Raw genomic sequence first — 19,401 nt, forward strand, 5'->3', positions numbered from 1 at the left:
GCATTTTAGTGAAAATGACAGCGCAATGCCCGAATGCGAACTGTATATCAAACGCGCCGCGCCAGCCAGCGCGACGCGAGAGCTGAAATTGTCGTTTACGCGGCGTGAACTTCCAGAGTGATCGGAACGGAAGCAAGCGCCTTGGAAACCGGGCAACCCGCCTTCGCCTTGTTGGCAAGCTCGGTGAAAGTTGCCTCGTCGGCGCCGGGAACCTTGCCCGTCAGCGTCAGATGGATCGCGGTGATGGCAAAGCCGCCTTCGACGCTTTCAAGCGTGACCTTGGCCGTCGTCTCCATGCTTTCGGCGGTGAAGCCTGCCTCATTCAGGATCAGCGACAGGGCCATGGTGAAGCAGCCGGCATGCGCAGCGCCGATCAACTCTTCCGGATTGGTGCCCGCGACGCCTTCGAAACGGCTGGCAAAGCCGTAAGGGTAATGATCGAGCGCGCCGCTTTGCGTCGAGATCTGACCCTTGCCATCCTTCAAGCCGCCGGACCATTGAGCCGAAGCTGTACGATTGATCTGCATGTCGTCCTCCTTGTCGTTGAATGAATTTGGGGAGCGGAGCCCGCCTTCCCCGCGATGATCGACGGCAAGCGGCTTGGCCACCTGCACCGACACCATAATCCTTCTATCCGCCGAAGACGACGCCGCCGTAACAGAAGCGGCGTCGAACCTGAAAAGGCAATTGCGCAAGCCTTTTAAATCATCATACAAGAGTATTGCCAATGTATGATGATTACCGTATCATGATTTCAACACGGTCACGAAACACGGCCGAGCATCGCCTGCATGAAAGACCCGCCTGCCTCTGGTCGAGGGCGATGTTCGGGAGAGCATGCGAAACGGTGTGGAGGAGATAGGGTGGAATCGCTCGAAAAACAGGGGCATGGCTCCTCGACTCAGCCGGCGCGCCGTCCGCGCGTGCGCAAAAACGTGACCGCCGCGATCGCCGAAGACATCTGCGCCGAACGCTATCCCTCCGGCTCGACCCTGCCGCGCGAAAACGATCTCTGCGAAATGTATGGCGTCAGCCGCACGGTTATTCGCGAATCCCTCAAGGTGCTGGAATCGAAGGGACTCGTGCGCGGCAAGCCGCGCATCGGCACGTCAGTCTGCAACAAGGACGACTGGAACATTCTCGACCAGGATGTCCTGCAATGGATGGGTCCCTTTATCGCCGATTTCGATATTCTCGGCTCCATTCTGGAGGCGCGCCGCACCATCGAACCCGCCGCCGCCGAATATGCGGCCGAGCGCGCCACCGCCCGCGAGATTGCCGATCTGGAGAATGCATGGCAGCAGATGCGCGACAGCGGCGATGATCCGGAAGGCTTTACCGAGGCCGACGTGATCTTCCACAACGTACTTCTGAGCGCCAGCCACAATCAGGTATTCCGGCGCCTGTCCAGCGCCATGCATGCCGGCCTCAAATATGCGCTCCACGCCTCCAACGTCGCCGCCCATAGCCGCGACGAAGCGATCGCGGTTCATGGCGAACTGGTGGAGGCGCTTCGCCTGCGCGACCGCGCCGCCGCGCGCGACTGCGCCCATCGCATGCTAGATCTTGCTGCCCGCGATCTTGCCGTCGAACGGCGGCTGGACGAAGGCCGGAAAACAAATCCCGTAACCCAGAGATCCGCGGCATCGCGCCGCTGACGCAACCCAAAGCCAAACGGAATCATTCCCATGAAAATCACCAAGCTGACGACCTACATCGTTCCCCCGCGCTGGCTGTTCCTGAAGATCGAGACCGACGAAGGCGTTATCGGCTGGGGCGAGCCGGTGGTCGAGGGTCGCGCGCTCACCGTTCAGGCGGCTGTGCACGAGCTGGAAGACTATCTGATCGGCAAGGATCCGTTCCTGATCGAGGATCACTGGAACGTCATGTATCGCGCCGGCTTCTATCGCGGCGGCGCCGTCCACATGTCGGCGCTTGCCGGCATCGACCAGGCGCTGTGGGACATCAAGGGCAAGGCGCTCGGCCAGCCGATCCATTCGCTGCTCGGCGGCCAGGTGCGCGACAAGATCAAGGTCTATTCCTGGATTGGCGGCGACCGCCCCTCCGACGTCGCCAACAATGCCAAGGATGTCGTCGCCCGCGGCTTTAAGGCGATCAAGCTCAACGGCTGCGAGGAAATGCAGATCGTCGATACCTACGACAAGGTGGAGAAGGCTGTCGAAACCATCGCCACCATCCGCGAGGCGATCGGCCCCTATATCGGCATCGGCGTCGATTTCCATGGCCGCGTCCACCGGCCGATGGCCAAGGTGCTCGCCAAGGAGCTGGAACCCTACAAGCTGCTGTTCATCGAGGAGCCGGTGCTGTCGGAAAACCGCGAGGCGCTGAAGGAAATCGCCAACCATTGCTCGACGCCGATCGCACTCGGCGAGCGCCTCTACTCGCGCTGGGACTTCAAGCAGGTCTTGTCGGACGGCTATGTCGACATTCTGCAGCCCGACCTTTCGCATGCCGGCGGCATCACCGAATGCCGCAAGATCGCGGCCATGGCGGAGGCCTATGACGTGGCGCTCGCCCCGCATTGCCCGCTCGGCCCCATCGCGCTTGCCGCCTGCCTGCAGGTCGATGCCGTCAGCTACAATGCCTTCATCCAGGAACAGAGCCTCGGCATCCACTACAACAAGGGCAACGACATCCTCGACTACATCTCCAACAAGGAAGTGTTCCAATATGCCGACGGCTTCGTCTCGATCCCGCAGGGACCCGGCCTCGGCATCGAAGTCGACGAGGCCTATGTCATCGAGCGTGCCAAGGAAGGCCATCGCTGGCGCAACCCCGTATGGCGTCACGAGGACGGCAGCGTCGCCGAGTGGTAAAACCACGGTCCGGTCCTGATGGACGAAGAACCGCATGTCCCTAAAGATCGAGGGCCCGATAGCAGCTGATCCGCGCTATCGGGCCCTTTCTTTAAACCGGTGCTCTCTGAGTTCGGCACCTTCCCCCTTGCCGCGCTGCGGCGAAGATGGCTCTTCCATCGTAAGCCCAGCTTCCCTTCTCCAAAAAAGTTGCGCCTGCAGTATCGGCGCAGATACTGCAGGCGCGTCATGCGTCTCAACAAGCCCCCAGGGAGACGCATTCCCGGAGCATGATCACCGAAGGCGTGGAGTGCCCTTCAGCTCAGACCATGCTCAAGCAGGCAATTTCAGACTATTCCCGCTCGCCGGTGAAGTTCAGCAGCAGCTGGAAGATGTTGACGAAGTTCAGGTAGAGCGACAGGGCGCCGAAGACGGCGAGCTTCTGCTGCGATTCCTGATCGTGGTTCTCGGCATACTGTTCCTTGATGTTCTGCGTATCCCAGGCGGTCAGGCCGACGAAAACGACGATACCGATGACCGAGATGGCGAACTGCAGCACGCTCGAACCCAGGAAGATATTGACGATGCTGGCGATGATCACGCCGAACAGGCCCATCATCAGGAAGGAGCCGATGTTGGAGAGATCACGCTTGGTCGTGTAGCCGTAGAGGCTGGTCGCGCCGAACATGGTGGCGGCAATGAAGAAGGTGCGGGCGATGCTCGTGCCGGTGAAGACCAGGAAGACCGAGGCCAGCGACAGGCCCATGACCGCGCAGAACGCCCAGAACATCATCTGCGCCGTGCTTGCCGACATCGACTGGATGCGGAACGAGAAGAAGAACACGAAGGCGAGCGGCGCCAGCATGACGACCCACTTCAGCGGCGTCTGGAAGATCGGCACGTAGAGCGCCGGTGTCGTGCCGACGACCATCGCGACGATACCGGTCAGCACAAGGCCGATACCCATGTAGTTGTAGACGCGCAGCATATGTTTGCGCAGTCCCTCGTCGAAGAGCGCCTGCGAGCCGGCGGCGGCTCCGTAGCCGTATCGCGGATTGGTCGGGTTCATGGTCGTTCTCCTTTAATCCAAACTAGTAGAGACTGCGGGCGAGCTTCTTGGCATCGCCATCGATTTCATCAGCCTTGCCATTGCCGATCAGCGCATAGGCCACTTCGCCGATCTGCCAATAGGCAGCCTGGACATCGTCACGCTTGATGTGACTGACTTCCTTGACGGCAAAATTGCCCGGACGAACGGCAAACAGCGACAAATGCCCATCCTGACCGGCATCGACCATCATCTCGACGCTCGGACCGAACTCGGACGGATAGATCTGGGCATCGGTGACGCGCCAGCCGCCCGGCAGCTCCGGCAATATGATTGCCGTCGATGCGCGGATTTCTTCCGGATTGTAATTCTCGGTCGCCGATTGCGGCTTGATCTCTTCCCGCACGGCCGTCGTTTTGTAGGCGCGCACGGCATCGTCGACGAAAGACGGCGGCCGCGTGGAGGCGCTGACCTCGCTCGCCGTGAAGGCGCCGAAGGATGTATGCGCGATCCAGCCGGTCGCCACCAGCACGGCAACGGCCGCGACCCGCTGGAACGAGCCCAGCATGCGTCCATAGACCAGCCCGCGCTCCAGCCGCCGGGCGGCTTCGCGCGTTTCGGCCCGGACCACATGGCCTTCTCCAGCCAGCGCCATGCGCAGCTCGCCGCGGATGCTCATGTCGGCCATCACCTTGGCCGCGATCTCGGGATGCTCCGAGAGATAGGATTCCACCTCGACACGGCGCGCGAGCGTCAGCTCGCCATCGACATAGGCATCGAGATCGGTATCGATGATCGGATCAACGATTTTCATTGCCGCCTCCGTCGATAACACGCAGATGGGAAACCTTGGAGGTAGCCTCCTCGAAATGACGCAGCGTCGCGCGAGCCCGCGCGATGCGGGACATCAGCGTGCCGACTGGAATGCCAAGCGCGGATGCCGCCTCCTGATAGGAGAGATCCTCGATCGCCACGAGATGCAGCGCCTCGCGCTGCTCCTCGGGCAGGCTGAAGAAGGCTTCGCGGACCTGGCTCAAACGCACGGTATGATCCTGCGATGCCGGCAATACCGGTTCGAGCTCGGCCGCCGCCTCCTCGTGGCGACGGTTCTGCGATTTCGTCTGGCGGAGGCGGTCGATATGCACATTGTGCAGGATCGACAACAGCCAGGTGCGCAGATTGCCGTCGCGCCGGAAGGACGCCTTGCGCTCGTATGCCTTCACCAGCGCGTCATGCACCAGATCCTCGGCCTCGTCCGCATTGCGCACGAGCGAGCGGGCATAACGTCTCAGCGAACCGAGCTGCCCCAAAACATCGAATGTGCGTCCTTTGCGTTCCATACCCCAATATACGGAAGCACGCCGGATTCTATTCCATGGCGCGACGAATATTTTTGCCGATATTTATATCAGCACGAAATTCTTGAGCTGCGGCAGGATGCGCCGAATGATCGAGCTGCGAACGATGAAGGGAAGCTGGAGGAGATTCGGCTGGTCGCGGACGATCATGACGAAACGCACTCTCGATGAATGTATGGTGAGGCAGCAATACACCAGACGAGGCGGGAGTAACGAGCATTTCTTGCAATGCAGCAATGCAGGCAATCGCATATGAAATGAAGTCGTTGCCGCAAACTCCTTCTCCCCTCGGGGAGAAGGAACTTGCTGCGCCGACGTGCCTCACATGAGATTGCCCTAGGCGGCCGTGAACGGCGGGCATCGCTCGCCGGTCACACATCTCAATCAGTTCGCGCCGGCGCTTGCCGTCACCAGGACCGGCTCGGCGCGATAATCACTCGGGAAAAGATGCTGCAGGTTCTTGATCTTCGGCAGATCGTTGATGACGATGTAGGGATAGGTGGGGTGCGTCGTCAGGAAATCCTGATGATAGTTTTCTGCAGCATAGAATTGCCGCGCCGGCTCGATCTTGGTGACAATGGCCGCGTCGAAGGCCTTGGCGTGGTTGAGCTGATCGATATAGGCCTTGGCAATGTCGGCCTGCGACTGGCTGGTCGGGAAGATCGCCGAGCGATATTGCGTACCGCTGTCCGGCCCCTGATAGTTCAGCTCCGTCGGATCATGGGCGACCGAGAAATAGATCTGCAGCAGGTGCCCGTAGCTGATCTTACGCGGATCGAAGACGATGCGCACGGATTCGGCATGGCCGGTATCGCCCCCACTCACCATTTCATAGTGAGCCGCATCCTTGCTGCCGCCGGTATAGCCAGACGTCGCGCTGATCACGCCGTTGACATGCTGGAAGACGCCTTGGACGCCCCAGAAGCAGCCGCCGGCGAGCACCGCCGTCTCCGTGGCTGATGAACCCGCTTTCTCGTCCATGCCCGGCGCGGGAATTGCGCGCGCATCCTCGGCCGAAGAGAGGCCGGTAAATTGCAGCGCAACGCCGCCAAGCAAGACCGCCACCGCCGTCAGGCCGGCAAAACGAGCAACGCGCGCTGAAAAGCTTCGGATCATGTCCGTCGATAGAGTCTTCATGGTGATTTCCTCTCGACCGCGATTGTAAATGCTCCGGTCACAAGGGAATACGGGAAGACAGGCGCTTTTGTTACACACGCACGCGTGTAACACCGAAACGTGAACGAGGTGGCCGAACGGCCCTCAGTAATGCGGCGGCTTGGTGATGGCCGGCGCGTCGAGCGATTGCTCCTCCAGCGTCAGAAAGCGCTCGGTCAGCCGGTCAAGCTTCTGCCGCGTCTGCTCCACCACCTTCCATTGCTCGGCAATCTGGTCGGACAGCTCCTCGATCGTCTTCGCCTGGTGGGCGACCGTCTCCTCGAGTTTGGTGATGCGGCTCTGTTCGTCTGACATGTCTGATCCCTTTCGTAACGATCTATAACATCGGGGCGGCTGCGTACAGTCCCGGAACCCGGCGTGAAGCGGAAGCCGGCGCCGTTTGACGGCGATATGACAAAACTGAAAAACAGCTGAAAAGAGCCGTTACCTAACTGACATGGGGGCCTTCTAAAGAGAGCGCAGAGACGCGCCGGTTTGAAGGCAATTCCTTCCTCAGGCGCACCCTTTCTAAAAGACTGCGGAGAAGCGCCTTGAAGATCATCCAGATCACCGACACCCATTTGAGCCCCAACAAGCCGCATTTCAACGGCAATTGGGAGCCGCTGGCGAAATGGATCGAGGCAAGCGGCGCTGATCTCGTCGTTCACACCGGCGATCTCAGCGTCGATGGCGCCGACAAGGACGAGGATCTCACCTTCTCCATGGATCTGATGCGGCAGGTCTCCGTGCCGATGCTGATCGTGCCCGGCAACCACGATGTCGGCCACCTGCCCGGCTCCTATCAGCCCGTCAATCCCGAGCGGCTGGAGCGCTGGCGCCGCCTCGTCGGCCCCGATTATTGGGCAAAGGATGTCGACAACTGGCGCCTGATCGGCCTCAACAGCCTACTGATGGGCTTCGAGGATGCCGAAGAGCAGAAGCAGTTCGACTGGCTGAAGGATATGCTCGAAAGCCGCGGCGACCGCCGCATTGCTCTTTTCGCCCACAAGCCGCTCTTCGTCGATGCGCCGGATGAGGGCGATACCGGCTATTGGAGCGTGCGCCCGGCCCAGCGCCGCCGGCTCTATGATCTGATATCAGCCCATGACGTCGCTCTCTTCGGCAGCGGCCACCTGCACTGGACCTGGGAAGGCCGCTTCAACGACACGAACCTCGTCTGGGCACCGCCCGGCGCCTTCATCCTCGACAAGATGGAACGCGAAATGCCGGGCGAACGCCTGATCGGCGCCGCGATCCACGAGCTTGGGGAGACGGTATCGACCGAGCTCGTCGCCGTGCCCGGCATGACCGCCTACTTCCTCGATGATGTCGTCATGGAAGTCTATCCGCAGGCAGCACCCAAGGCACAGAAGGAGCCGACCGAATGAGCGCGCTCTCGCTTCGCGGCATCGCCAAATCCTTCGGCGGCAACGCCATCCTCAAGGGCGTCGATCTCGATGTCCAGCCCGGCGAGTTCATCGCCCTCGTCGGCCCGTCCGGCTGCGGCAAGAGCACGCTGCTGCGCATTCTCGCCGGTCTCGACCATGCCGACAGCGGCGAAATCATCCTGGGCGGCAGTGATGTTTCCGGCGTTGCGGCAGCGGACCGCAACATCGCCATGGTCTTCCAGTCTTATGCGCTCTATCCGCATCTGACGGCCTCGGAAAACATTGCCGTGCCGCTCGCCATGCGCCGCCTGTCGCGCATCCAGCGCCTGCCCTTCATCGGTTCGCTGATCCCCGGCCAGCGCGCAGCCCGCACCGGCATCATCCGCGACGTCCGCGAAATGGCTGTTTCCCTGAAGATCGACCACCTGCTCGACCGCAAGCCCGGCCAGATGTCCGGCGGCCAGCGCCAGCGCGTGGCGCTCGCCCGCGCCATGGTGCGCCGCCCCGCCGTCTTCCTCATGGATGAGCCGCTTTCCAATCTCGACGCCAATCTGCGCGTCCATGCCCGCGGCGAGATCGTCGATCTGCATCGCCGCGCCGGCGTGCCAACAGTCTATGTCACGCATGACCAGGCCGAGGCGCTGTCGATGGCCGATCGCGTCGCCGTCATGATCGGCGGCCAGCTGCTGCAGCTCGCCTCGCCGCAGACGATCTATGACGATCCGGCTCATGTCGAAGTCGCCCGCTTTGTCGGCCAGCCGCGCATCAACCTTTTGCCGGCGCGGGCTGAAAACGGCATCGTCGCCTTCGGCGGCATCCGTATTGCGCTGGAAGACGGCAGCGTTGCCGGCAACAATGTCACACTCGGCATTCGCCCGGAATTCGTGCGCCTCGCCCAAAATCGGCAGGATGCGCTGGCCGCCCATGTCGAGCGCATGGAATTCCTCGGCTCTGAAGTCATCCTCTATGCCAAGCTCGACGCCATCGGCGAAACCATGGTCGTCAAGCTCGCCCCGGCCGAAGCCGCCGGCCTTTCAGCCGGTGCGCCGGTTGCGCTGACACTCACGGCCGAACAGGCGATGGTCTTCGCCGAAGACGGCCGCCGTTTGCGGGCGGCGGCGACGGTCGATGCGACGCGGGAGAAGGCGCATGGCTAGCATTGCCGCCACCTCCCTGCCGATGCGGACGACGGCGGCGCGCGAACGCAGCGAGGCCCGCACGGCATTACTCTTTGCCCTGCCCGCCATCATCCTGATCGTGCTCTTCATCCTCGTGCCGATCGTCGCGGTCGTCGTGCTTGGCTTCACCGACTTCCAGCTCGGCGACAAGAGCCTGCGCTTCGTCGCTTTCGAAAACTACGCGCATCTGCTGCGCGACCGCGCCTTCATGAAATCGCTCTGGAACACGACGGTCTACACGGCGATCGTCGCACCCATCTCGATCGCGCTCGGCCTCGGCGTCGCCCTGTTGATCGAGAGCGAAGGCATCGGCCGCAGCTTCTTCCGCACGGCCTACTTCCTGCCCGTCGCCTCGCTGATCGTCGCGATGGCGACCGTCTGGCAATATCTCTTCCATCCGACGATCGGCCCGATCAACGCCATGCTCGCGCAAATCGGCCTGCCCGGCCCCAACTGGCTCGGCTCGTCGGCGACTGCGCTCTACAGCCTGTCGATCATCGGCGTCTGGCAGTCGGTCGGCTTCAACATGGTGCTGTTCCTGGCCGGCCTCACCGCCATCCCGCGCGAGCTTTATGCCGCAGCGGAAGTGGACGGCGCGAAATCGGCATGGGACCGCTTCTGGCTCGTCACCTGGCCGATGCTCGGGCCGACGACGCTCTTCATCACCACCATCAGCATCATCAACGCTGTGAAGGTGTTCGACACCGTGAAAGCACTGACCGACGGCGGCCCGAACCATGCTTCGGAAGTCCTGCTCTTCAGCATCTACCAGGAAGGCTTCGTCTATCTCCGGGTCGGCTATGCCTCGGCGATGACCACGGTCTTTCTCGCCATCCTCGTGGTGCTGACCTTCCTGCAATATCGTGTCCAAGACCGCCAGGTGCATTACACATGACCTCGACAGGCTTTACTCCCGGCCGCATCCTGCGCCTCTCGGTGCTGATATCAGGCGCACTCGTCTTCCTGGCGCCCTACATCTTCATGATCTCGACGGCCGGCAAGGCGCAGGACGATATCTTCACCTCGGCCTTGAAGCTGATCCCGACGCATTTCTTCTATGTCGAGAATATCGCCAAGGCGCTGAGCAAAGTGTCGATGGGTACGCTGCTCTTCAACGGCGTCCTCGTCTGCGGCCTGATCTTCTTCTTTCAGGTGTTGATCGCCATCCCCTGCGCCTACGCCATGGCGAAGCTGAAATTCCCGGCCGCGCGCATGATGATGGTGCTGGTCATGCTTGGCCTGCTGATCCCGATCCATGCGACGGCGCTGCCGCTCTATGTCGGTTTCAACAGCCTGTCGCTGCTGAACAGCTATACCGCCTTGGTCGCGCCCTTCTCGATCTCGGTCTTCGCGATCTTCATGTTCCTGCAGTTCTTCCGCGCCATGCCGGATGATCTGATCCACGCCGCGCGTCTCGACGGCATGTCGGAACTCGGCATCGTCGCCCGCGTCATCGTGCCGAATGCCTGGCCGGCGGTCACGGCCTTCGCGATCTTCTCGGTCGTTGCGCACTGGAACGACCTCTACTGGCCGCTGATCGTCATTAGCAAGCAGGACTACGCCACGCCGCCGCTGGGCCTCATGTATTTCCGCGCCGCAGAAGCCGGCGACGACTACGGCGCCCTCATGGCGGCAACCCTGATCATCACCCTTCCCCTCGTCGCGGCATTCCTTCTCGCACAGAAGCGTTTCGTCGAGGGCATTACCATGACCGGTCTCAAAGGCTGACTGGTTCGAAATTCGAAAACGGAGAACGAGCGATGAAGCATATCACCCAGATTCTCGCCGCTGCGGCCATTTCTATGGTCGTGACGGTCCCGGCCTATGCCGAAACCACCCTGACGGTTCATTATCCCATGCCGGGTTTCTTCAAGAACGTGATGGACACGATCTCGAAGAAGTTCATGGAAGAAAACCCTGATATCAAGATCCAGTTTGCCGCTCCTTCGGCCACCTATGAGGAAGGCATTCAGACCATCCTGCGCCAGGCCGGCACCAGCGAGATGCCCGATGTCACCTTCATCGGCCTCAACCGCCTGCGCATGATGGACGAGCGCAACGTCGCCGTCGACCTCGGCCCCCTCGTCAAGAAAGAGGGCAACATGGCTGAAAAGGGCTTCTCGGACACCATCCTGAAGCTCGCCCAGGTCAAGGGCAAGCAGGTCGGCCTCGCCTTCGCGACGTCCAACCCGATCATGTACTACAACGCCGATCTGGTGAAGGCTGCCGGCGGCAATCCGGACAATCCGCCGAAGACGTGGGATGAAGTCATCGCGCTTGCCGGCAAGATCAAGGCGCTCGGCAACGGCGTCGACGGCATGGACTTCCGCTGGCAGGGCGACGACTGGATGTTCTCCGCCCTCCTCTTCGGCGCCGGCGGCAAGATGCTGAGCGACGACGAAACCAAGGTTGCCTTCAACGGTCCCGAGGGCCAGAAGGCCGTCGAGATGATCCAGCGCTTCGTCAAGGAAGGCGGCATGCCGGTCTTCACCAAGGCTGCTGGCGAACAGGCCTTCGCGGCCGGCAAGGTCGGCTTCGAATTCCAGACGACCGGCGCTCTCGTCAACACCATCAAGAATGTCGGCACCAAGTTCGATCTGCGCACCGCCAAGCTGCCGCTGATCGACCCGGTCAACGGCCGCCTGCCGACGGGCGGCAACGCCGTCGTCATCCTGACCCATGACCCGGTCAAGGAAGAAGCCGCCTGGAAGTTCGCCAAGTTCGCCGCCGGCCCCTATGGCGCCTCGGTCGTCGTTCCCGGCACCGGCTATGTTCCGAACAACGAACTGGCTGCCAAGTCTACCGAATATCTCGGCGACTTCTACAAGAAGAACCCGCTCTTCCAGGCAGGCCTCAGCCAGATGTCGGTCATGATCCCCTGGTACGCTTTCCCGGGCAGCAACGGCGTCAAGGTCACCCAGACCATCGTCGACAACCTCTCGCGTATCGTCGACGGCTCCGCCGAGCCGAAGGAAGCGCTCGACGACGCCGCTGCCGACGTCGCAGGCATGCTGCCGCGCAGCTGATCTTTCCAACAGATCTGAACAATCCGCGCCGCCTCTGATCAAGAGGCGGCGTTTCCGTTCGCAGACGGACCTCAGGGTTGAACGGTGAGATTGCGCACCGTGCCACCCGCACGCATCCGATAGGGCACGGTCAGATGACGCGGCGGCGCGGCATTTTCCGCCATATCGAGCAGCAATGAAGCCGCTGCCGCCCCCATGGTCCCATCCGGGATTTCCACAGTCGTCAGCGGAACCTCCCCCAGAAAACCGAGGGAAATCCCGTCGAAACCGGCGACCGAAATATCGCGCGGGATCGAAAGACCCTGACGCCGCAGCGTGCCCATGACGCCAAGAGCGAGAAGATCGTTGGAGGCGATGATCGCCGTCGGGCGCAGACGCGAAACCGCATCGGAAAGGTCGAGCTGTTCCAGGCTGTTCACGAAGGAAATTTCCAAGGCATCGAGAGGCTGATGCCCTGCCGCTTCCATGGCCCTGATATAGCCGAGATAGCGCAGCTTCGCCCGATCCGATGCCGAAAAATGGCCTGATATGAACAGGATGCGGCGATGCCCCTTGCATAGGAGGTGGTCGGTCAGATCCCGGCCCGCACCGAAATTGTCGGTGGCGACGGCGGCCATGAAGCGGGTTGTCGGCAGGTTGCCGAGCAATACGGTTGGCGGCAGGGCGGAAGACAGGACCAGGCTGCGTTCGGGATCGCAGAGTGTCAGGATGAGACCGGTCGGCTGCTGCTGCAGGAGCGAGGTGACGGCGTCGACCTCCTGTGCCGGATCATAATTCGATTGTGCGATCAGCACGCTGTGGCCGGCGTGAAGGGCCCTGTTCTGAATACTGGAAAGTGAAGCCGCGAAAACGGGATTGGTAATGCTGGGAATGAGCACCCCGATTGCCGGCCGCCCGTTGCCCGGTCGCCCACCGGCCTTGTAGCCGAGCTCAGCCGCCGCCCGGCGCACACGCCGCACCATCTCGTCGCTGACCGGACCGTTGCGGTTCAGCACCCGGCTGGCGGTCGCGACCGAACAACCGGCTCGAAAAGCGACCTGCTGGAGCGTCGACATGCTATCAAGCACCTCCGGCTTCGGATTTTCAGCCCAGACTGGTAGAGCCCCTAAGAATTACGGGGATTTATATCAGACCGATGACAGTTATTTGACGCCCATTCGCTGCTTCCGCGACATCAGTGCCCTTGACTTTGCTGCAGCGCACCAGATGTTCATCGTGATCGCTGCGGCGAATGATGTTGTCATCAACCGATGCCATGATTGCCGCGCTGTGATCCGCAGATCCGACCCTTTGAAAGGATGCTCTCATGTCTGAAGCAGAAGCACGGACGCCTGCCACTTCCCCGGAAAAAACCGAAAGACTGTTCTTCCTCGATATCAACGACGGACGAATTCTTTCCTCCGCCATCGACGGCACCGACCTCAAGCTCATCATCCAGCGGCCGGGTCGCAGCCCGGACGGCATTCTCGTCGACAGCGAGAACGGCTGGATCTATTGGACGGAAATGGGCACGGACTACAACGCCCATGACGGCTCCATCGAACGCATGGACCTCGACGGCGGTAACCACATCACCCTGATCCCGCCGGGCAGCACGCTTGTCACGCCGAAGCAGATCCAGCTCGATCGCGATAATGGCAAGCTCTATTGGTGCGATCGCGAGGGCATGCGCGTCATGCGCGCCAATATCGACGGCAGCGACATTGAAACCCTGGTGCAGAACGGCGACAGCCCGGAAGATAGCGCCGATATCGAACGCTGGTGCGTCGGCATTGCCCTCGACCTGCCGCTCGGCCAGATCTACTGGACCCAAAAGGGACCACCGGACGCCGGCCTCGGCCGCATCTTCCGCGCCGGCATCAATATGCCGGCGGGAGAAACCGCCACCAGCCGCAGCGACATCGAAACATTGCTCGACAAGCTGCCGGAGCCGATCGACCTCGAACTCGATCTCGCCACCCGCACGGTCTACTGGACCGACCGCGGCAATCTTCCGCTAGGGAATACCGTCAACCGCGCCCAGATGGACGATATCGCCGCAACCTCGAAAGTCGTCCTCGAAGGCCTGGACGAAGGCATCGGCCTCTCGCTCGACCTACCGAACAACCGCATGTTCTTCACCGACATCGGCGGCAACCTCTATTCGGCGAGCCTCGACGGCTCGGGCGAACGCGAGCTGCTGCACCATGCCGGCTCGTTCACCGGGATTGTCTACGCGGAGGTTTGAGGTTTCCAAGACGCCTTACGCGGTGGGATTGTTTGGGTGGGCAGTGTGGCCGACCCTCGTCCTTCGAGGGTCGCTCCTTCGGCAAGCTCAGTCGCTCCCACCTCAGAATGAGGGCGGAAGGAATCCCGCCTCTGAGGCGATGATATAGAAGCCGCTTATGCTCAGCTGGGCTCGGCGGAAAAGGTTAGCCCTCACCCTGAGGAGGGTCCGAAGGACCCCTCGAAGGGCGAGGGCGGATGGATCTCGATTAATTACCCGCGCACACCATCCAGCAGATGCGGCAGGCCCTTGACGCCATCGTCGCGCAATTCCCTAGGCAACAGCCCTTCCGGGAGATCCTGGTAGGAAACCGGGCGCAGGAAGCGGCGGATGGCGAGCGTGCCGACCGAAGTGGTGCGGCTGTCCGATGTTGCCGGAAAAGGTCCGCCATGCACCATGGCATGCGAGACTTCGACGCCGGTCGGCCAGCCATTGGCGAGGATGCGCCCAGCCTTGCGTTCCAGCACCGGCACCAGCTTGGCGGCCGTGGCATGGTCATCCGCTTCGATCTGCAAGGTCGCGGTCAGCTGACCCTCGAGCTTTTCCGCAACGGCGATCATCTGGTCGATGTCCTTGCAGCGAACGAGAAGGCTTGCCGCGCCGAAAACCTCGTGACCGAGGCGCTCGTCCGCCAGGAACTGTTCGACGCCAGTCTCGAAGAAGATGCCGGGGCTGCGATTGACGCCTTCGGCCGGCGCGCCATGAGCGACGGTCTTGACCGCCTCATGCTCCGCCAATGCGGCAACGCCCTTGTCGAAGGCGGCGTGAATGCCCGGCGTCAGCATCGGTGCCGGCGCGCGGCCGGTCAGGACGTTGCTGGCAGCCTGGACAAAACGGTCGAGATCAGGGCTCTCGATCGCAAAAAGCAGGCCCGGATTGGTGCAGAACTGGCCGGCGCCGAGCGTCAGGGACTCGATGAAGCCCGTGCCGATCGCCTCCGCGCGCGCCGCAAGCGCTGCCGGGAAGAGGAAGACGGGGTTGACGCTGCTCATCTCGGCATAGATCGGGATCGGTTCCGGCCGTGCCGCAGCGATTGCGCCGAGCGCCATGCCGCCGCCGCGCGAGCCGGTGAAGCCGACGGCCTTGATGCGGGGATCGCGCACCAGCGCCGCACCGGTCTCGTTGGCGCCGGTCAGTAGCGAGAACGTGCCTTCCGGCAGGCCGCAAGCGGCAACGGCGGCGCGGATGGCGCGACCGACAAGCTCGCCCGTGCCCGGATGGGCCAGATGACCCTTGACGACGACCGGGCAGCCGGCGGCAAGCGCCGAAGCCGTATCGCCGCCGGCAACCGAGAAGGCGAGCGGGAAATTGCTGGCGCCGAAGACGGCGACCGGACCGAGCGGGATCTGGCGTAGGCGCAGGTCCGGCCGCGGCAGCGGCTTGCGCTCCGGCAATGCCGGATCGACGCGCAGATCGAGCCACTCGCCGGAGCGGACCACCTGAGCAAACAGCCGCAGCTGGCCGACGGTGCGGCCGCGCTCGCCCTGCAGACGCGCCGCCGGCAGGCCGGTTTCTTCCGTCGCCCGCTCTATCAGCGCATCGCCGATGCCAATGATGTTGTCGGCAATTTTTTCGAGGAATGCCGCGCGCTGCTCCGGGCTCGTCGCGCGGTAGACGTCGAATGCCTGCGCCGCCAATTCGCAAGCCCTTGCCACCTCGGCCTCGCCGGCAACCGCAAAGGCCGGTTCCAGATTTGCGCCGGTTGCCGGGTTGACGGCGCGCGCGGTTCTGTTGCCGCCGGTGGAATCTGAGCCGATCAGCAGATCGCCGCGAATCTCGAAAGACTGTGTCATGGGTATTCCTTGATGATGTCGGAGCGCGAAGCTCTGCGCTCTCTAAGGCAGATAGCAGGATGGGATGACAGATGTAAGATGATAATCGTCATCTAATTATCAAGGTACAAGCCCTGAGATCAAGGTGTCAGCGCCAAATAGTCATACTTTATCTGCGTATGGCGCTACGGCCTCTTTCGTGCCAATTTAGCGGCCATCCGAAAGATCGAGTGCGGCCAAGTCCCTATGTCCATTGCGCTTCTTGGTGATCCGATCGTCCAGTTCTGTATCCTGGTCGTCATCGGCACTTTTATCAGCCGCATCATGCTGCGCCATCAGCGCGCAGGGCGGCTCATCGGCCAGATCGTCTTCTTCACCTCGCTGACAGTGCTTTTGCTCTATCACGGCATCGTCCCCTATGAGCCGAGCCCGCCGCAGGATTCGGTGACGCTGCGTACCTTCACCGGTTTTGCCAAGATCGTCTGGTGGATCAATGGCGCCTGGGTGCTGATAGCCTGCGTGCGGCTGTTCCTGATCTTCGAGCGCAAGCCCCGCGAGGGCCGGCTGCTGCAGGATCTGATCGTCGGCATTATCTATCTCGGCGCCATTCTCTCCATCGTCGGCGATGTCTTCAGTGTCCCGATCGGCACGTTGATCGCGACATCAGGCGTGTTCGCCATCATTCTTGGTCTCGCCCTACAGAGCACCTTGAGCGACGTCTTTTCCGGCATCGCGCTCAATCTCGGCCGCCCCTATACCGTCGGCGACTGGATCGTCGTCGACAACGATATCCAGGGCCGCGTCGTCGAAACGAACTGGCGGGCGACATATCTCTTGAGCGGCACCAACGATCTTGTCGTCATTCCCAACAGCGTCCTCGCAAAGACACGGCTCACCAACCTTTCGTCGCCCGAAGAGAGCCACGGCGCAACGGTGACGGTACGCATTCAGCCGACTGTTCTGCCGCGCATCATCGCCGACGTGATGCAGAACGTGCTGATCAGCTGCAACTCGATCGAGAAGATGCCGGAGCCCAGCGTCGCCATCAATTCCATCGATGGGCAGGCGATCGAGCTGCAGCTTTCGTTCCGCGTGCGCGACATGTCGCTGACGATGGCGGCGAAGAACGAAATCTACGATCTGCTCTACCGCCATTCGAAGGCGGCCGGCCTGAAATTTGCCGGGCCGCCCGGCACGATCACGATCGAGGCGGAGCATGGCGCAGAGCCATCGGCAGAGCAGCAGCAACACGCGCCGGGCACCCCATGGCGGCTTATCAGCAACATCCCCCTGTTCTCCTCGCTGACGGAGGATGAGAAGGAACATCTGGCTTCGCACATGCAGCGCCGCACCTATCGCAAGGACGCGGTGATCGCCGAACAGGATGCCCAGCTGCGCTCGCTCACCATCGTCCGCTCGGGTGTCGTCAGCATCACCCGCCGCGAAGGACGCCGGCAGATCGAACTGACGCGCCTCGCGCCAGGCGACTATTTCGGTGAAAACGGCCTTTTGATGGGATCGGGCGAAGTCGGAACCGTTCGCGCCCTGACTTTCGTCGTCACCTATGAAATTGGCGAGGATTGCCTGTCGCCCCTATTGCACGACAGACCCGCGCTCGCAGAGGAACTCGGCGCCATCATGGCCAAGCGCATCGACGCGGAGCGCCACCTGTTTGCCAATGCCGATATGCTGGTCAACGGCTCGCCCGTCAGCACGCTGAGCTCACGCATCAAGCATCTGTTCCAGCTGCAGCAGCACGACTAATTCGATTTTGCCGCCGGCGCTGCCTGAACCTGCCGGGCATAAAAGGCCCTTGCATCCATGGTGAACTGCTCGCGTGACGTCGGCCGCGTGTAGAACATGTGACCGCCGCGATAGAGCTTCAGCGCCACGCGACCGGCAAGGGTCTGCGGCAAGTGGTCGAGCACATATTTGTTGACGCCGAAGGGAATGATGAGATCGCTGTAACCCTGCCCTACCAGAACCCGGAAGGATGGCGACAGCGACAGCAGCTCCTTGAGATCGTCGGCGGCACCGGCGGTCACGCGCGAGCCGCCGTTCCGCCCGCCCCATTTCCACTCCCTGTTCACGGTTTCAGACAGCAGCGTGTAGGTCATGTCGGTGTGGAAGCCCAGCTCATCGCGGGCATAGCTCGAAAAGGCGCCGCCATAGGCGCGGACGAAACCGTCGAGAACCGGATCGCCACCGTGCTCCGCCTCCGATTGCGGATAAGGATCCGGTGCCAGGAAGGAGGCGTCATAGGCACTCGCCACATCCGCGCCGTTCCCATCGGAATGCTTGCGGTAGACTTGACTGAGAAAGCCCTGGTTCTTGGCGACGACATCTTCGGGAATGCCGGTCAGCTTCGCCAGACGACCATAGAAGGCCCGGCCGTTATCGCCCGACGGCGGCTGCCCGGCAAGAACAGGCAGATATTCATTCAAGGCGAAGGCCTGGGCATCCTGGACCGCTTTCTCGCTGAAGGCATTTTGCCGTTCCAGCTCGGCGGCCGCCAGGGAAGGCAGCTCCAGGGCAGCGCCGAGCGCATCTCCACTATCGCCGAAGACGAATCGGCCCTCCAGCAGGGGCGAAAGCATGACGATTCCGGAGATCAGAATGCCCTGATCCCCGCGCAGGCTGTTGGCGACCTTGACCGAGCGAAGGCCGCCATAGCTTTCGCCGAGAATATACTTCGGCGACGCGGCTCGACCGTTATGGCTGACGTAAAGAGCAATCGCTTTGGCCAAGCTTTCGGCATCGCTGCTCACGCTATAGAAATCATTCTGGTCATCAGGCTTCACCGTCCGGCTCCAGCCGGTACCGATCGGGTCGATCAATACGAGATCGGTGAATTCGAGCCAGCTTTGCGGATTGTCGACCAGCCTGGCATTGGCGCCATCGCGGCCATCCGGACCAAAATCGACAATGCGCGGGCCGACGAGCCCGAGATTGAGGAAGGCTGAAGCCGCGCCCGGCCCACCGTTGAACACGAAGGTCACGGGCCGGTTCGCATCGCGGTTCTTCGCGGCATAGGCGGTGTAGAAGATTGCCGCACTGCGCTGGCCGTCCTGACCGAAGAGATCGAGCGTCCCGGCCGTTGCCGTATAGGGAATGGTCTTGCCATACGCATTGAGCACGTGGTCGCTTGCGGCATCCGCCGGCAGGAGCGAGAGGACGCTACCGCCACCAGTAGATGCGCCGGCGCCATGACCTTGCTCGGGTGGCGCGGCGGATGCCGTCGCGGATATCAGCGAAAGAGCCAACACCAGGCAAGGAACCATCTGGCGAAAAGACATGAAATCGTATCCTCCAAAGGTTCGTCGCATAGAGCTTGTTGCCGGCGATACTATGTCATGGAACATGCTCACCGAAACTCAAGAGATGTTGATCGACG

Annotated in this window: 19 protein-coding genes; 10 read left to right on the top strand and 9 right to left on the bottom strand. The window is 61.9% G+C overall.

What is annotated here, in order from left to right:
* Window positions 1-95 precede the first annotated feature (95 nt).
* Entirely contained in the window at window positions 96-527 is a 432-nt protein-coding gene (locus CCGE531_RS16535; RefSeq protein WP_120666900.1) for an OsmC family protein, read from the bottom strand.
* 336 nt (window positions 528-863) lie between these two features.
* On the opposite strand from CCGE531_RS16535, the gene CCGE531_RS16540 reads away from it, so the two are divergent.
* A complete protein-coding gene (locus CCGE531_RS16540) occupies window positions 864-1,658 on the top strand; it encodes a FadR/GntR family transcriptional regulator (protein WP_120665162.1) in 795 nt (264 codons plus the stop codon).
* A gap of 30 nt (window positions 1,659-1,688) precedes the next feature.
* The gene (dgoD, locus tag CCGE531_RS16545) at window positions 1,689-2,837 is read left to right on the top strand and encodes a galactonate dehydratase (protein WP_120665164.1); all 1,149 of its coding nucleotides are present in this window, start codon (window positions 1,689-1,691) and stop codon (window positions 2,835-2,837) included.
* 331 nt (window positions 2,838-3,168) lie between these two features.
* On the opposite strand, the gene CCGE531_RS16550 is transcribed toward dgoD, so the two are convergent.
* The 5 genes from CCGE531_RS16550 to CCGE531_RS16570 form a co-directional block, all read right to left on the bottom strand.
* Complete coding sequence (locus CCGE531_RS16550) at window positions 3,169-3,885, bottom strand: Bax inhibitor-1/YccA family protein (RefSeq protein WP_120665166.1); 717 nt, start codon at window positions 3,883-3,885, stop codon at window positions 3,169-3,171.
* Window positions 3,886-3,907: 22 nt separating this feature from the next.
* Window positions 3,908-4,678 (bottom strand): anti-sigma factor, encoded by a 771-nt coding sequence (locus CCGE531_RS16555; RefSeq protein ID WP_120665168.1) that lies wholly within the window; start codon window positions 4,676-4,678, stop codon window positions 3,908-3,910.
* Window positions 4,665-5,204: a sigma-70 family RNA polymerase sigma factor gene (locus CCGE531_RS16560; protein WP_120665170.1), complete on the bottom strand. Its 540-nt coding sequence runs from the start codon at window positions 5,202-5,204 to the stop codon at window positions 4,665-4,667. Before CCGE531_RS16560 ends, CCGE531_RS16555 begins: the two co-directional genes overlap by 14 nt.
* A gap of 402 nt (window positions 5,205-5,606) precedes the next feature.
* The gene (msrA, locus tag CCGE531_RS16565; protein WP_120665172.1) at window positions 5,607-6,359 is read right to left on the bottom strand and encodes a peptide-methionine (S)-S-oxide reductase MsrA; all 753 of its coding nucleotides are present in this window, start codon (window positions 6,357-6,359) and stop codon (window positions 5,607-5,609) included.
* A gap of 123 nt (window positions 6,360-6,482) precedes the next feature.
* Window positions 6,483-6,692 (bottom strand): SlyX family protein, encoded by a 210-nt coding sequence (locus tag CCGE531_RS16570; protein ID WP_120665174.1) that lies wholly within the window; start codon window positions 6,690-6,692, stop codon window positions 6,483-6,485.
* Between the two features lie 236 nt (window positions 6,693-6,928).
* Here CCGE531_RS16570 and CCGE531_RS16575 point away from each other — a divergent pair, with 236 nt between their 5' ends.
* From CCGE531_RS16575 to CCGE531_RS16595, 5 genes are read left to right on the top strand one after another with little or no spacing between them, the layout of a single operon-like run.
* On the top strand, window positions 6,929-7,765 hold the full coding sequence (locus CCGE531_RS16575) for a metallophosphoesterase (protein WP_120665176.1): 837 nt from the start codon (window positions 6,929-6,931) through the stop codon (window positions 7,763-7,765).
* Entirely contained in the window at window positions 7,762-8,922 is a 1,161-nt protein-coding gene (locus CCGE531_RS16580; protein WP_120665178.1) for an ABC transporter ATP-binding protein, read from the top strand. The genes CCGE531_RS16575 and CCGE531_RS16580 overlap by 4 nt, the downstream gene beginning before the upstream one ends.
* A complete protein-coding gene (locus CCGE531_RS16585; protein ID WP_120665180.1) occupies window positions 8,915-9,838 on the top strand; it encodes a sugar ABC transporter permease in 924 nt (307 codons plus the stop codon). Before CCGE531_RS16580 ends, CCGE531_RS16585 begins: the two co-directional genes overlap by 8 nt.
* A complete protein-coding gene (locus tag CCGE531_RS16590) occupies window positions 9,835-10,671 on the top strand; it encodes a carbohydrate ABC transporter permease (protein ID WP_120665182.1) in 837 nt (278 codons plus the stop codon). The genes CCGE531_RS16585 and CCGE531_RS16590 overlap by 4 nt, the downstream gene beginning before the upstream one ends.
* A 32-nt stretch (window positions 10,672-10,703) precedes the next feature.
* Window positions 10,704-11,969, top strand: coding sequence for an ABC transporter substrate-binding protein (locus tag CCGE531_RS16595; RefSeq protein ID WP_120665184.1), 1,266 nt, complete (start codon window positions 10,704-10,706; stop codon window positions 11,967-11,969).
* A 71-nt stretch (window positions 11,970-12,040) separates the two neighbouring features.
* On the opposite strand, the gene CCGE531_RS16600 is transcribed toward CCGE531_RS16595, so the two are convergent.
* On the bottom strand, window positions 12,041-13,024 hold the full coding sequence (locus CCGE531_RS16600; protein ID WP_120665186.1) for a substrate-binding domain-containing protein: 984 nt from the start codon (window positions 13,022-13,024) through the stop codon (window positions 12,041-12,043).
* On the opposite strand from CCGE531_RS16600, the gene CCGE531_RS34280 reads away from it, so the two are divergent.
* Both CCGE531_RS34280 and CCGE531_RS16610 read left to right on the top strand, forming a co-directional pair.
* A complete protein-coding gene (locus CCGE531_RS34280; protein WP_162943912.1) occupies window positions 13,023-13,283 on the top strand; it encodes a hypothetical protein in 261 nt (86 codons plus the stop codon). The genes CCGE531_RS16600 and CCGE531_RS34280 overlap by 2 nt on opposite strands.
* Window positions 13,276-14,196, top strand: coding sequence for a 3-hydroxyacyl-CoA dehydrogenase (locus CCGE531_RS16610; RefSeq protein WP_120665189.1), 921 nt, complete (start codon window positions 13,276-13,278; stop codon window positions 14,194-14,196). The genes CCGE531_RS34280 and CCGE531_RS16610 overlap by 8 nt, the downstream gene beginning before the upstream one ends.
* A 251-nt stretch (window positions 14,197-14,447) precedes the next feature.
* On the opposite strand, the gene CCGE531_RS16615 is transcribed toward CCGE531_RS16610, so the two are convergent.
* Window positions 14,448-16,028 (bottom strand): aldehyde dehydrogenase (NADP(+)), encoded by a 1,581-nt coding sequence (locus tag CCGE531_RS16615; protein WP_120665191.1) that lies wholly within the window; start codon window positions 16,026-16,028, stop codon window positions 14,448-14,450.
* A gap of 225 nt (window positions 16,029-16,253) precedes the next feature.
* Between CCGE531_RS16615 and CCGE531_RS16620 the strand changes: the two genes are divergently transcribed.
* Window positions 16,254-17,771, top strand: a complete 1,518-nt coding sequence (locus CCGE531_RS16620) for a mechanosensitive ion channel family protein (RefSeq protein WP_120665193.1) — start codon at window positions 16,254-16,256, stop codon at window positions 17,769-17,771.
* Here CCGE531_RS16620 and CCGE531_RS16625 read toward each other — a convergent pair.
* Entirely contained in the window at window positions 17,768-19,303 is a 1,536-nt protein-coding gene (locus tag CCGE531_RS16625; RefSeq protein ID WP_120665195.1) for a carboxypeptidase, read from the bottom strand. The genes CCGE531_RS16620 and CCGE531_RS16625 overlap by 4 nt on opposite strands.
* Window positions 19,304-19,401: the final 98 nt, after the last annotated feature.

This window comes from Rhizobium sp. CCGE531 (assembly GCF_003627795.1).
Taxonomy (GTDB): Bacteria; Pseudomonadota; Alphaproteobacteria; order Rhizobiales; family Rhizobiaceae; genus Rhizobium.